The sequence below is a fragment of the Sunxiuqinia indica genome, from assembly GCF_009847015.1.
GTDB classification, from domain to species: Bacteria; Bacteroidota; Bacteroidia; order Bacteroidales; family Prolixibacteraceae; genus Sunxiuqinia; species Sunxiuqinia indica.
Genome location: NZ_WVEM01000007.1, coordinates 268,073 through 281,812, shown reverse-complemented (window position 1 = coordinate 281,812; position 13,740 = coordinate 268,073). Strand labels below are relative to the sequence as shown.

Annotated in this window: 12 protein-coding genes; 2 read left to right on the top strand and 10 right to left on the bottom strand. The window is 39.9% G+C overall.

The window, feature by feature from the left end; genetic code table 11:
• Positions 1–68: 68 nt before the first annotated feature.
• The 7 genes from GR929_RS12605 to GR929_RS12575 form a co-directional block, all read right to left on the bottom strand.
• A complete protein-coding gene (locus GR929_RS12605; RefSeq protein ID WP_159520327.1) occupies positions 69–1,130 on the bottom strand; it encodes a cytochrome c3 family protein in 1,062 nt (353 codons plus the stop codon).
• 185 nt (positions 1,131–1,315) lie between these two features.
• Positions 1,316–1,930, bottom strand: a complete 615-nt coding sequence (locus tag GR929_RS12600) for a Crp/Fnr family transcriptional regulator (protein ID WP_159520325.1) — start codon at positions 1,928–1,930, stop codon at positions 1,316–1,318.
• Between the two features lie 379 nt (positions 1,931–2,309).
• Positions 2,310–2,519 carry a zinc ribbon domain-containing protein gene (locus tag GR929_RS12595; protein WP_159520323.1) on the bottom strand — a complete coding sequence of 70 codons (210 nt, stop codon included), beginning with the start codon at positions 2,517–2,519 and terminating at the stop codon, positions 2,310–2,312.
• A 10-nt stretch (positions 2,520–2,529) separates the two neighbouring features.
• Positions 2,530–2,700: an Arc family DNA binding domain-containing protein gene (locus GR929_RS12590; protein WP_159520321.1), complete on the bottom strand. Its 171-nt coding sequence runs from the start codon at positions 2,698–2,700 to the stop codon at positions 2,530–2,532.
• 93 nt (positions 2,701–2,793) lie between these two features.
• On the bottom strand, positions 2,794–3,639 hold the full coding sequence (locus GR929_RS12585) for an SPFH domain-containing protein (RefSeq protein WP_159520319.1): 846 nt from the start codon (positions 3,637–3,639) through the stop codon (positions 2,794–2,796).
• 98 nt (positions 3,640–3,737) lie between these two features.
• Entirely contained in the window at positions 3,738–3,968 is a 231-nt protein-coding gene (locus tag GR929_RS12580) for a hypothetical protein (RefSeq protein WP_159520317.1), read from the bottom strand.
• Positions 3,969–4,038: 70 nt separating this feature from the next.
• Entirely contained in the window at positions 4,039–4,632 is a 594-nt protein-coding gene (locus GR929_RS12575) for an RNA polymerase sigma factor (protein WP_159520315.1), read from the bottom strand.
• Between the two features lie 161 nt (positions 4,633–4,793).
• Between GR929_RS12575 and uvrA the strand changes: the two genes are divergently transcribed.
• Positions 4,794–7,601: an excinuclease ABC subunit UvrA gene (gene uvrA, locus GR929_RS12570; protein ID WP_159520313.1), complete on the top strand. Its 2,808-nt coding sequence runs from the start codon at positions 4,794–4,796 to the stop codon at positions 7,599–7,601.
• A 153-nt stretch (positions 7,602–7,754) separates the two neighbouring features.
• Positions 7,755–9,536 (top strand): hypothetical protein, encoded by a 1,782-nt coding sequence (locus tag GR929_RS12565; protein ID WP_159520311.1) that lies wholly within the window; start codon positions 7,755–7,757, stop codon positions 9,534–9,536.
• 238 nt (positions 9,537–9,774) lie between these two features.
• Here the strand turns inward: GR929_RS12565 and GR929_RS12560 are convergent, their stop codons facing one another.
• The 3 genes from GR929_RS12560 to GR929_RS12550 form a co-directional block, all read right to left on the bottom strand.
• Complete coding sequence (locus GR929_RS12560) at positions 9,775–10,779, bottom strand: family 43 glycosylhydrolase (protein ID WP_159520310.1); 1,005 nt, start codon at positions 10,777–10,779, stop codon at positions 9,775–9,777.
• A gap of 1 nt (position 10,780) precedes the next feature.
• Positions 10,781–12,127 carry an MFS transporter gene (locus GR929_RS12555; RefSeq protein WP_159520308.1) on the bottom strand — a complete coding sequence of 449 codons (1,347 nt, stop codon included), beginning with the start codon at positions 12,125–12,127 and terminating at the stop codon, positions 10,781–10,783.
• Between the two features lie 1,230 nt (positions 12,128–13,357).
• A complete protein-coding gene (locus tag GR929_RS12550; protein ID WP_159520306.1) occupies positions 13,358–13,567 on the bottom strand; it encodes a hypothetical protein in 210 nt (69 codons plus the stop codon).
• Positions 13,568–13,740: the final 173 nt, after the last annotated feature.

Below are 13,740 nucleotides of genomic sequence, written 5' to 3'. Positions count from 1 at the left end.
TTAAGGCGTAATTATTAAGAAAAAAGCTTCCTTGCAAGAAGCTTTTTTCACTATCTCAAATTTCTAACCTAATCTAATATTTCAATTGCATTGAGCAACAACGCTTCGGCATAAGCAGGATTATGAACACCATGACTCCGATCCTCCAGAATTGTCATAAAATTCCAAAACGCAGAGAATACATCTCTATCAAATTGTCCGATAACAGGGTGATAAGCTTTATCTTCTTCATCAAAATGTATTATACCATGAACAGTTCCGGGAACAACATGCCAATCACCTGCACGAGGAGCAGATTCAGCTATCTTTTGGCCTTCCTGAGCCTCTAATAATTCTGCCAATTGCGCCATTAGAAGATCAATCTTCGTCTGTCCACCTTTATAGTCAAAATCAGTTGCTGTTGCATGACACACTTTGCAAGACTCAACTGCAGGCCACCAAGTATGTCCACCTTCTGATTCATCTGTAGACTCATACATATGACAACCTACACATGTCGCATCTTCAACATCTGTTCCGTGTGTGGATGGTCCTATTGCTGAAGCATCAATCGAACCAATCCGATGATCACCACCCAAGCCCATCAGCACTGCAGTTTGTGGTCCATGGTGAGGTCCGGCATGAGTACTGGTAACCATAACTGAGTCCGCTAGTGAACCATCATCATAATCTTCCCACCCTCTGCGAGGTTTATGACAATTTACACAAAGGTTGCTAGAATTACCAAGATCAACTGTTACACCTATCACATCAACGGGAGTAGTAATCCTAAGTGCATAGTCTTCAACAGCAAAGGTACTGTGAATATCATGACAAGTATTACAGTTGATTGCTTCCGGGGTAATGTTAGCAGTAACATCTCCTGTTTCCACCCATTCAACAAATCCATTTCCCGAGTGACACTCAGCACATCCATCACGTCCTCCGGCATAATCAAGAGAAAGTGCACCTGATGCATGCTGTGAGCGAAAATACTCTCTTTCGTTATCTTCTTTTACTTCTGTAGAATGACAGACTAAACATGCAACTTCACCATCAGCTCCATCAGCTCCGGCTACACCATCGGCTCCATCTGCTCCATCTAATCCTGGAGGGCCCTCTTTAACACATGCAGGAATGACAAACAGCACTAGTGCTGCTACTACAAGTAATTTGGTTATTTCTCTGAGTTTCATACGCTTATAATTTAGTACATTCAAATTAACGTGGAACTACTTCCACTTGCTTAGTTTTACTTGTAAAAGTAGAATTGAAAGCACTAATTACGAAAGCTTATTGAGTGACATAATTCGAAGTAATAATTGACATATATCAATCAGCCATTTTTACTAATTTTGATCAGCTCCGGTTCACTCAGAATTTCAATTTCATTTCTGCTCTGTTTGATGATACCGGACACCTCAAGCTCTTTCATATTTCGAATGAAACTTTCCTTTGTCATTCCTGACATTTCAGCAAATTCCTGCTTACTTAATTTGTAGTTAAATGGGTTCGAATTATAGATTTCATTTTTCAGGTACAACAAGGTATCCGCGACGCGGCCAGGCATATATTTTTGATTCAGGCGAATCAAGGAATCTAACATTTGAAGATTTTGCTTATTATTATATTTCAAAAGTTCGTAGGCAAATCTACTATTGCGTGACAACAAAACATGCAACCTATTCGAATCAATAAAACAGCACTCAACCTGAGTAAGTGCAGAGACTGTAAAATGCCTGATATCGTCACTAATTACTCCACCGGCAGTAACTAAACTATGAGTTGATATTAATTTGAGTATTACATTTTTCCCATTGTGTCCCTCTGCAAGAACCTTGGCAAGTCCGTCTTTAATACAAACAAAGTGAGTAGTCGAAGTATTCTGCTTGATAATTGTTTCTCCCGGATTGAAAATTACATTTCGCTTACATGTCATCAAGTAATCCATATCCTCCTTATTGAGACACTCAAAAATGCTCGCCTCAGCCTTTGGCAAACAATGGACACAACAGGTCATTCCACAGTTTACACAATCTTTTACATCTGGTTCTTTAAACATCTCTTCCTTCCTCCCCACTTAGATTCAAACAGTAAATTCTCGTATAAATATATATTAATACTGTCATAGTTTTATAGTTAGAAAGCTAATCAGGACATGTTACTTATTATCCTATTTTCATTAAGTTTTTTAATATACTGATAATAGCATAATTAAAAAAACAACCCGATCAAAAATATGTTGTAAAATATGACTTCCAAATCTCCTACAAACAAAAAAACCCAAGAAACATACGTTCCTGGATTCCTCTACGATTAAAGTCACCCAACTAATTTGTCAGAAAATCAAGCACATTTCCCGCTCCAGAGGTGTTGATTGTTTTATAAAACTCGGTATAACCACATCTTTCGCAAGACACTGCTTTAAACTTCCGGTTCTGAATATTAAAAAATCGTGTAAAACCAGAGCCTGTCGTACGTATTACGTCAACCGATGCTTTCTTGCTTCCGCACTTCGCACATAAATATGAATTTTTCATTTCATTGATTTTATTTGCTTTTATCTTTTTTATCCGATTTACGCCCGGAATCTTTTAAGGCTTTATGAATAATCCACTCCAACTGACCATTTATACTTCGAAATTCGTCGGCAGCCCAACGCTCCAAAGAAGCATAATCATCCGGGTCTAATCGTAAAACAAATGATTTCTTCTTTCCCATTCAAAATCCTTCCTCTTTTATTCGTTACAAATAAATATCGACAAAAAGCCACTATTCTATCGTTTATAATCCCACATCCAGAACAAACTCTGATTAATAAATTGATCCGGTATTTACAACTGGAGTAGCCTCTTTGTCTCCGCAAAGCACAACCATCAGGTTTCCAACCATCGTTGCTTTCTTCTCTTCATCCAACTCTACAATTCCCTTCTGGCTTAACTCTTCCAAGGCCATCTCAACCATACCGACAGCACCTTCCACAATTTTAAACCGTGCAGCAACAATTGCAGTGGCCTGCTGACGTTTTAACATCGCTTGCGCAATCTCCTGAGCATAAGCCAAATAGTTAATCCGTGCTTCAATTACTTCAATTCCGGCAATCGCTAATCGCTCTGAGACCTCACGTTCCAATTCATCGTTCACTTCCTCACCCCCACTGCGTAAGGTTATTTCAGCCTCTTCATCTTCAAAATTATCATATGGATAAAGACCCGCTAATTTCCGTATGGCAGCCTCTGTTTGGATGTTCACAAAATGTTCGTATTCGTTGACATCAAATGCTGCTTTAAATGTATTCTGAACCCGCCAAACCAAAACAACTCCAATCATCACCGGGTTTCCAATTTTATCATTCACTTTAATCGGCTCACTATCAAGATTCCGGGCTCGCAAAGATATTTTTGTACTCTTAAAAAACGGATTTACCCAGAAAAAACCATTCTGCTTTACCGTCCCCCGATAATCGCCAAACAGCACAAGAACAGCACTCTCATTAGGATTAACAACCATAAATCCAATAGCTATTGCTATAAACAGAAGAATGACCGGAAGTAAAAGAAAAATCATTTTTGAAACCAGCGAAAAAACAGCAAGAATAACCAAAACAAGTTCAATGAAAACGAATAAGTAACCTGATTTTGCATTGTATACCTTTTCCATAGCATTTAATTTAAATTGATATCATATTGATATCACGAAGGTACATAAAAAAAAGCATCTCAGTCAAGATGCTTTACAATACATTTCCGTTGTTGCAACTAATTTTTGATTAGCTCAATACTGCTGGTCATTCGGGAGTTTAACACTTCGTACGATTTTGAAAAATCTAAAATCTGTTGAACTGATTTTTCCGATGGTGAAAATAATCTTTCACTCATTTCTGTGATCATGTCATTCTCCTCCCTGCTTCTTGAATCAATCTTCTTCTGAGAAAATTGATCGTTTTGGTACGTGTTAAAAAAATAAGATAAGGTAAAACTTTTCATCATAGGCATTTTAATTTGTTTCGAAATTCAAATAGAAAACGTCTATGCGAAAAATTTATTGTTCGCGAAACTGTTAAATTTTAGTCAAGCTTAAGTTATTTTTTTCAATCAGCTTGCGGAGATTAATTAAAGCGTACCTCATTCTTCCCAAAGCAGTATTTATACTCACATCAGTATGTTTCGAAATTTCTTTAAAACTCAAGCCCATGTAGTGACGCATGATAATCACTTGCTTTTGATCATCCGGAAGTAAGTCAATCAAATTTCGCACATCTTCTGTGATTTGGTCACCAACCAAACGGTCTTCAATATTTTCATCGGAATACCTCTGCGAATTGAACAGATCAATCTCGGTATCATCATTTGATGTTGTACTTAACAACTTCTCTTTTCGAAAGTGATCGATGATCAGATTGTGCGCAATTCGCAACACCCAGGAAACAAACTTACCGTTTTCGGTATATTTACCTGTTTTGAGCGAACGAATAACCTTTATAAATGTATCCTGGAAAATATCTTCTGCGAGCTGATGGTTTTTCACAATCAATACAACATATGTAAAAACCCTGTTTTTGTGTCGATTGACAAGCTCTTCTAAAGCGAGTTGATCACCATCAATAAACTTTTGAACGAGCATATTGTCGTTCATCGATTCTGAATTGAACATTACTTATCTATTTATATTTCTAAATGTCGAAAGTAAAGTTCTTCTATAGGCAATCAGATTTTTAGTATGAATAAAACAATTTGTTATTTTTGCACGGGGTAAAAATGTGAGTTTTTTGAATAAAAAACAAATTTATCTCGCCTAAAATTGATACAGTTTCCATGACAAACAATAAATTAGCAGCATCGGAGATCCATATAAAGGGTGCACGAGTACACAATTTACAAAACATTGAACTAAAAATCCCCCGTAATAAACTTATGGTTATTACCGGACTTTCGGGTTCAGGAAAATCATCACTTGCCTTCGATACCTTATATGCAGAAGGCCAGAGGCGGTATGTTGAAAGCTTATCATCCTATGCCCGTCAGTTTTTAGGAAGAATAAACAAACCTGAAGTTGATTTCATCAAAGGCATCCCTCCTGCCATAGCTATCGAGCAAAAAGTTAATACGCGCAACCCACGCTCTACGGTCGGTACTTCAACCGAAATATACGATTACCTGAAATTGCTTTTCGCACGAACAGGAAAAACAATTTCGCCAATATCGGGGCAAGAAGTAAAACGGCATCGTGTGAGCGATGTGGTTAATTACATCAGCTCTTTTGCTGAAGGCACCCGTGCTTTGATATGCTCTCCTTTGATTCCTAAGAATGGACGTTCAGTATTGGAAGAAGCTGAATTGTTGATGCAACAAGGATTCTCCAGAATAGAAACTCCCGGGGGAATCAAACGCATTGATCAATTATTAGAAAATAAAGACGCTGATTTTTACTCCGACCAATGTAATATCGTCATTGATCGGGTGCAGGCAACCGCAACCGATGAAGAAGATAACATCAGCAGAATGGCCGATTCTACTGAAACTGCTTTTTTTGAGGGCCATGGCACATGCCTGGTAAAAATATATAAAGGAGAAGAAGTTATTGAGAAAACTTTCTCAAACTTATTTGAGGCTGATGGTATTGAGTTTGAAGAACCCAGTGAGCATTTATTCAGCTTCAACAATCCGGTTGGTGCCTGCCCCACTTGTGAGGGCTACGGAAAAGTAATTGGCATTGATGAAGACCTGGTGGTTCCCGACAAGTCATTATCAATTTACCAGGACGCCGTGGCTTGCTGGAAAGGCGAAAGCATGCAAAAATGGAAAAACGAACTCATCCAACACGCATCTGATTTTAACTTTCCAATACACCGCCCATATTATGAACTAACAGAGGAGCAACGCCAACTATTATGGGATGGCAATTCTTATTTTGAGGGGCTCAATGCCTTCTTTAAAATGCTGGAGTCAAAAAGTTATAAAATCCAATATCGAGTAATGCTTTCACGCTATCGTGGCAAAACAACCTGCCACGAATGTAGAGGAACCCGACTAAAAAAAGAAGCCGGCTATGTAAAAGTTGACGGGCAGTCGATACAAGATTTGGTGCTGTTACCGGTAACCGAATTAAGAGATTTCTTTAACGACATTCAGTTTTCAGAGCACGAGCAACAATTAGCCAAACGCATACTCATCGAAATTAAAAACCGGTTGGAGTTTTTGGATGATGTTGGATTAGGTTACCTAACAACAAATCGCTTGTCATCCTCGCTCTCAGGAGGAGAATCGCAGCGCATTAACCTGGCAACATCGCTTGGATCAAGCTTAGTTGGATCGCTTTATATTTTGGATGAGCCCAGTATTGGCTTGCACCCCAAAGATACAGAACGGCTCATCAAAGTGTTACGAAAACTGCAACGAATTGGAAACACCGTATTGGTTGTGGAGCATGATGAGGAAATCATTCGGGCAGCTGACGAAGTTATCGACATTGGCCCCGAAGCGGGTGTTCATGGCGGTGAACTAATCTTTCAGGGCAATCACGAGAAATTACTGACCGCAAAAAATAGCTTAACAGCAGACTACCTGAATGGCACAAAAGAAATTGAAATTCCGAAAACACGCAGAAAGTGGAATAACTTTATCGAAATAAAAGGTGCTCGCGAAAATAACCTTAAAAATGTCTCCGTTAAATTTCCGCTGAATACCATGACGGTTGTGACCGGAGTTAGCGGATCGGGAAAATCAACCCTGGTAAGCCGAATTTTATATCCGGCTATCGCAAAACGATTTGGCGGATACGGCGAAAAAACCGGACAACACGATACGGTCTCCGGCGACTTTAAACGACTAACCTCGGTGGAATTTGTTGACCAAAACCCGATTGGAAAATCGTCACGTTCGAACCCGGTCACTTACCTGAAAGCCTACGATGAAATCCGCAAGCTTTATGCCGAGCAGCAGTCAGCCAAATACCAGGGATTTAAGCCCTCGCACTTTTCGTTTAATGTTGATGGAGGGCGCTGTGAGGAATGCCAGGGAGAAGGTGAAATAAAGGTAGAAATGCAATTTATGGCCGACATTCACCTCCTATGCGAAAGCTGTAAAGGAAAACGGTTTAAGGATGAAATTCTGGAAGTGCTGTTTAATGGGAAAAGCATTCACGACATTTTGGAAATGACCATTAACGAATCAATCGAATTCTTTGGGAGTAGTGCCGGAACGACAGAGAAAAAGATTGCGAAAAAGCTTCAACCCTTGCAGGATGTTGGTTTGGGATACGTGAAACTGGGACAGAGCTCATCGACCTTATCAGGCGGTGAAAGCCAACGGGTAAAACTGGCAGCATTTCTTTCCAAGGAAAAAGATTCGCCCTCATTATTCATTTTTGATGAGCCAACTACCGGGCTGCATTTTCACGACATCAAAAAATTGCTGGATTCATTTAACGCACTTATTTCAAGAGGACATAGTTTAATTATCATAGAACACAATCTGGAAATTATCAAGTCGGCCGACTGGATCATCGACTTAGGCCCTGAAGGTGGTAAAAACGGAGGACATATTTTGTTCGAAGGCACACCCGAAAACCTGGTAAAAGCGACTGATTCACACACTGGCAAGGCCCTGTCTGAAAAATTATAAATTATTTCAAAGGCGCTTTGAAAGATATTCTTTCAAACGAAATAAAAATAGGTACCTTTGCGCAGGTTAAACTGAGTAGATAACGGGATTTTGTTATACGTAATTGGGAAGAATAACTAGTCGCTGCGTTCTACTGTAAAATCAAAAAAATATATGAGCTTTTATTCGCATACGTTTAACATTCCGGTCATGGGACTGGGATATACTTTAGACACGCCTGTACGGGTAGCACACTTAGGAATATCATCAGTTCTTTCGCTGGTGGATGACGTTTTGATGGAGAAGATGCGTGAATTCTATTGCGGAAAATTTGACCTCCCCTACCAAAACATCAGCAACAAAGTAGAAGACTTTAGAGCAAAACGCATTACGGCCTATCTCAATTTGGTTGACAAATTAGTCAACTATAAATATGAAGAGCTGGTCAACAATTTTCATAAAAAAGGAGGTGATTTAGATAAGTTCATGGAACTACTTCCTAATTCAACCCAGATTCGTGAAAAATTTAACCAGCTTTCTGAAAATAAAAACGTTCAGGACGTAAAAAACTGGATTCGCAACCATCTGACACCCGGAAGTATAGATGTAAACATCATGACCAAACTGGATAAAGCGAATTTTAAAGATCGCGAAAAACTGCCGACCGAGTATAATGACGCGCATGCTGCATTGAGAGGTTTTGCCAATAGCGATTTGAATTCGTCTCTGGTACTTTCTGCCGGTATGAATCCAAGACTTTACAGCTACCTCGAAAACTTTTCAGATTTCTACCCGGACGAAAACGGACAACTAAAGAAAAAGATTATCCTCAAGGTAAGCGATTTCCGTTCGGCCATGGTTCAAGGACGCTTTTTGGCAAAGAAAGGCATCTGGATTTCAGAGTTCCGCGTTGAGTCAGGATTGAATTGTGGTGGACATGCGTTTGCCACCCAGGGCTATTTACTAGGTCCTATTCTTCAGGAGTTTAAGGAAAAACGCCAAGAGTTATTAGAGTCTACCTTTGACGTTTACCAGAAAGGACTTCAAGACAAAGGTTTAGCGGAGCTTGAAAAAGCTCCCGAGATGAAAATTACCGCTCAGGGTGGTGTTGGCACCAATGAAGAGCATCAGCTATTACTAGACGAATACGAATTGGATAATATTGGTTGGGGTAGCCCATTTATGCTGGTTCCCGAAGCGTGTAATATTGACAAGCAAAGTCTGGAACTGCTAAAAAATGCCGGTGAAGAAGATGTGTATTTGAGCGATGCTTCTCCGCTTGGTGTTCATTTTAATAATGTTAGAGGAACCAGCCAGCAAAATGAAATTCAAAACTACCTGAAAGCTGACAAACCGGGCTTTCCATGCACCTTGCGCTATCTGGTTTTCAATACGGAATATACCGAAGAGCCAATCTGCACAGCTTCAAAACAATATCTGAAAAAGAAACTCAAAGAAGTGGATGAATCTGCACTTACCGATTCGGAAAAGCAATGGAAGAAGAGTAAGCTAACCGAAAAGGAATGTTTGTGTGAAGGATTGACCAATTCAACCTATTTGGCAAACGGACTGACAATGAACAGCAAAAGAGAAGGTGTTAGTATTTGTCCCGGGCCAAACATTGCCTATTTCAAAGAAGTAGTTTCGCTGCAAAAAATGGTCGATCACATTTATGGCAGAATCAACCTCTTAAAAGATGTCAAACGTCCGAACTTGTTTTTGAAAGAACTCAACATGTATGTTGATTATCTGGAAAAAAATCTGAAAGAAGCGCAAGCCGAAGAAGATAAAAAGCAATTGGGGTATTTTAAAAAGTTCAAGAAAAATCTACAGGATGGTATTGACTATTACCAAGACTTCTTTAAAAAATACGAACATAAGTTGCAGGAAATGAAGAAGGATGTTTTTACCGAACTGGATATCTTCAAGCAAAAATTAGAGCAAATCAATATTTGATAAAATACATCTCACATCAAATCCGACTAATGAAATTTAGTCGGATTTTTTTTGCCAGTTTTTTTATTCTTAACTACACGCTCCCACACTTATTCCTAAACCAGTTTACCCGCATAGAACTGCAGTTTAGTTAACATGACACGAGTTTGTTTAACAGCGACTGGAGTCATCGTTTCCCTGACTCCGGTTTGCATTTTGGTGACTTCGCCCACCTGATAGGGCTACAAAAATTATTTGATTAATGAAACGCAAACACCGGCTTCCCATCACTATCAAATTTTACTTCCAGAACCCGGGCATGCCGGTTAGGGTCGTATAATGGGTCCTTGATTATTTCTTCGTAAGGTCTGCTATCCGTTTTTGGAACAACTGCCGGATCGCCAACCGCTTTTTCATAGTCGCGAGCGTGGTAGATACACAATGGTGTTACATCATCTTCAGCCACCGTAAAACAATTGTGTCCTGGTCCGTAAATCTGCTTTTCGTAATCGGTTTTCAGCACCGGATACCTCGATTTCTTCCACGAATTTCTGTCGAGCAGATCCGAATTCTCATCGGCTTCCATCAGTCCCATACAATAACAAGCTCCTGTTGCACTTGCCGAAAAGGAAATATAAATCTTGCCTTTGTTTTTTATCACCGCTGGTCCTTCATTTACCCAGAAATCAACTCGTTCCCAATCGTAATCGGGTGTTGTAAGCATAAACTGCAGGGTTTTTAGCTTGATGGGCGATTCCATTTCGGCTAAATATAAATTGGAAGCAGCAAACTGTCCACCGGTTTTCTCGGCCCAACAGAAATAGCGTTTGCCCTCATTCTCGAAAATGGTAGCATCCAGGGAAAAGTCTATAAAAGACTTTTCATCGCCATCGGCAGCCTGCATCATCCCCAGCTCAATCCATTCGTCTTTTAGCGGATCCTGACCTTTGCATTCCAACACATAAGGACGCAATTTCCAAATATCTTCTTCTTCGCTGGCGGCAAAGTAGATGTACCACTTGTTATCGAGGTAATGAATTTCAGGAGCCCAGATATGACGGCTCATGGGGCCGTCGTTGTGCTTAAACCACACATCAAATGTTTCGGCATCTTTCAGGCCGGCTATGGTTTTCGATTTCCGAAGCTCAATACGATCGTAGGTAGGCACCGAGCCGGTGAAATAATAATAACCATCGGTATGTTTGTACACGAACGGATCGGCGCGTTGCTCAACCAGTGGCGCATTTTGTCCTGTAGTATCCATTTTAAATATGAAGTTTTGCTTTTATTGTTTCGTAATATTTATCGGTGATTTTATAGCGGTAAATCAACATTCCATTAATCACATGAAAAACTCCGGGAATAATGGTTAGCATTAGAGCCAGCCCCATCAGCGTTGTTTTTGTTTGAATCTCATCAGGAATATATCCAAAAGCGTCGAGTAACAAACCAACCACCGCTCCGGCAACTCCCATTCCTGCTTTCTGAGCAAAAGAAATACCTCCGAATGAGAGTCCTGAAACACGTTTGCCGCTTTCGGCATGGCCATAGTCTACCGCTTCGGCAATAGCCGACCAAAATACCGGCGCATGCACATCAACCACTACAGAAAGAATAAAATAAAGTACGTAAGCCAGCAATATGCTGTCGGGTTTTGGCTGAACCAAAACAAACATCAGTACACTTAACACACCTACTCCCAACTGCGACATCCAAAACAGTTTTACCTTACAAAAATGTTTGGTAATAAGCGTTGACAGCGGCATGGCCAAAATAGCTCCGGCAACACCTGTTGCCATAAAAGTCGACTGCATTCCGGCGTCGCCTCCCAGGTAGTATTTGGCATAAAATATAGCCACCGAACTACGAATTACATAACCGGTTGTTCCCGACAGACACGATCCCCAAAGAATCAGCCACTGTTTGTTTTTTATGAGTAAACGAAACTGCTCGAGCAGCGGTTTTTTATCTACAACGTGTTCAATGCGTTCTTTAGTGGTAAAATAGCTAAATAAGAAAAGCAAGGTTCCCATTAGCGCCATTAATCCCATGGCCAGCTGATATCCTCGTCCCATATCGTTTTTACCCAGTTTTTCAGCCAGAACAGGAACCACAATCGACACCATAAAAGCGGCCACCTTTGCAAAGAAAAGGCGATAGCCGTTTGCTGATAGCCGCTCCTGCGGATCGTTGGTTAATACCCCAATCAGCGAAATGTATGGAATGGTAACCGATGTGAACATCAGCGTAACAAAAATGTAGGTGATGTAAGCATAAATCAGTTTGCCGGCATAATCAAAACCGGGTGTGGTGAAGGTTAGAAAAACCGAGATGCCAAAAGGAACTGACAGATACAAAAAGTATGGGCGGAACCGGCCACCTTTAAATTTATACTTGTCGGTAATCAATCCCATAAGCGGATCGCTAATGGCATCAATCAATCGTACCAGTAAAAACATGAGGGCGACATCTTTCGGTTTGAGTCCGAAAATATCGGTGTAAAAATAGGTGATGATCAAGAACATGGACGAAATAACCACGTTTACGGCAGCATCTCCCGATCCATAGCCGATTTTTTCAAGTAAGGTTAGCTTTTGAGCTTTAGTATTCATTGATTTAATTATAAAGTTTGGTCTTCAATAGTTAATTCGTTTATATCTTTCAATCCATATAGCACGATACTTTGTGGATATTTTGTGTGATGCAAATATAGTTGCAATTGCGAAAAACAGGTGGAGTAATGAGTAATTAAGGTGGACATATTCCACGATCAGAAACGATTAAAACACTTGAACATAGCTTGATTTATCTAAAAACGCTGGCAAATGCAGAGCGACTCCAACAATACAACTATCAGAAATCAGTCAAAAACCTTTAATGATTGATTCATTAGCGTCCGGTTAAAATGATGGGCTAAAGCCCGTGTCATATCTGGCATTCACTAACCCCGGGATTAATCCCGGGGTTAGTCATCGCACCGGAGCGTCCGGGCTTTAGCCCATAACTCCATTTTTCCCGGACAACAGTGTAATTGATTATTCTGATAGAAGTGCCGGAAGATCATCTGTTTTTTGGAGATTTCTATTTCCGGAATAATTCACATCATAGGAGAAATGATAAATCGTATTTTGACGGTAATAATAATCGTCTTTTGGGTAGAAGTGATAAAATAATCGTGTAGTCTAGCCTAAAACAGCTACAATAATGAAGATCTAAATTCAGGGGTGATGAAAACGAATCAATTAACCAAGCCTCAAATCATCGAGATTATCGCATCACAGGAAAACGGACGATCAGTTTCTGACATCTGTTAGTGATCACGAAATCAGTCAGAGCACCTGTTATAAACGGAAGGGTAAATATTCAGACATGATTGGGTCTCAGGTCAGGCAATTAAACAATGATCGGGAGAAATTGCCAGCTCGATATAAGCAGATTGTTGCCGAGCTAAGCTTGCAGAATACGGTTCGAAAAGATCGGATAGAAAAAAATGAAGCCTGCTGATAAAATGGAATAGTAGCTTCAAAATGATCTTGAATGGAAGAATATACTCAACCACGAAAGCCGACTCGGACGTTTTGGCTGAACGTTTTAAAAGAGCTTAGAGGCAGCATGTGCTAAACTTCGGTTTGTTTGAAAGTATACCGCAGACACACTAATACGCCATTGCCTGGCTTGGGAGGTATAACGACGGAAGGCGTCGCTCATGTCCGGGGTATTTAACTCCAGTTAAGTTCCTGTTGAAATATGGAAAACTCTCAACCGAGTTTCCGGCATTTCAACAAGGCAACAACCAGGGGCAAACTCTAATCAGCAATAACCAATTTTAATCATGAGAACTGTTAATCTTCTTTGTTATTGCTACGCAATGCCCAAAGAGTAATTCCTGCAATAGTGATTAAACTCCCCGCAAAGACGGCTAAATTCACATTACGCTGTGCATTTTTTGCCTTTTCAAGCTGTTTCGAGCCTATTCCTTTGTCTGCAACAAAGTTTTCAAGTTTTTTGATTCTTCCTTCTAATTCGTCTTTAATTTTTTCGCTAAATTCCATATTATTAACACTTTAAGGGTTTTACTTATAATATAGAACGTTCAGAAATTAAAATTGTTTGTAAGATTATTGATGTTGTATTCCGGAATGGAAACTGAAGCAAATAGCATTGACAGGAACGATTCTTTCAGAACCTCCAGGTTTTATATCAAATCTAAAAGTACAACTGTCGT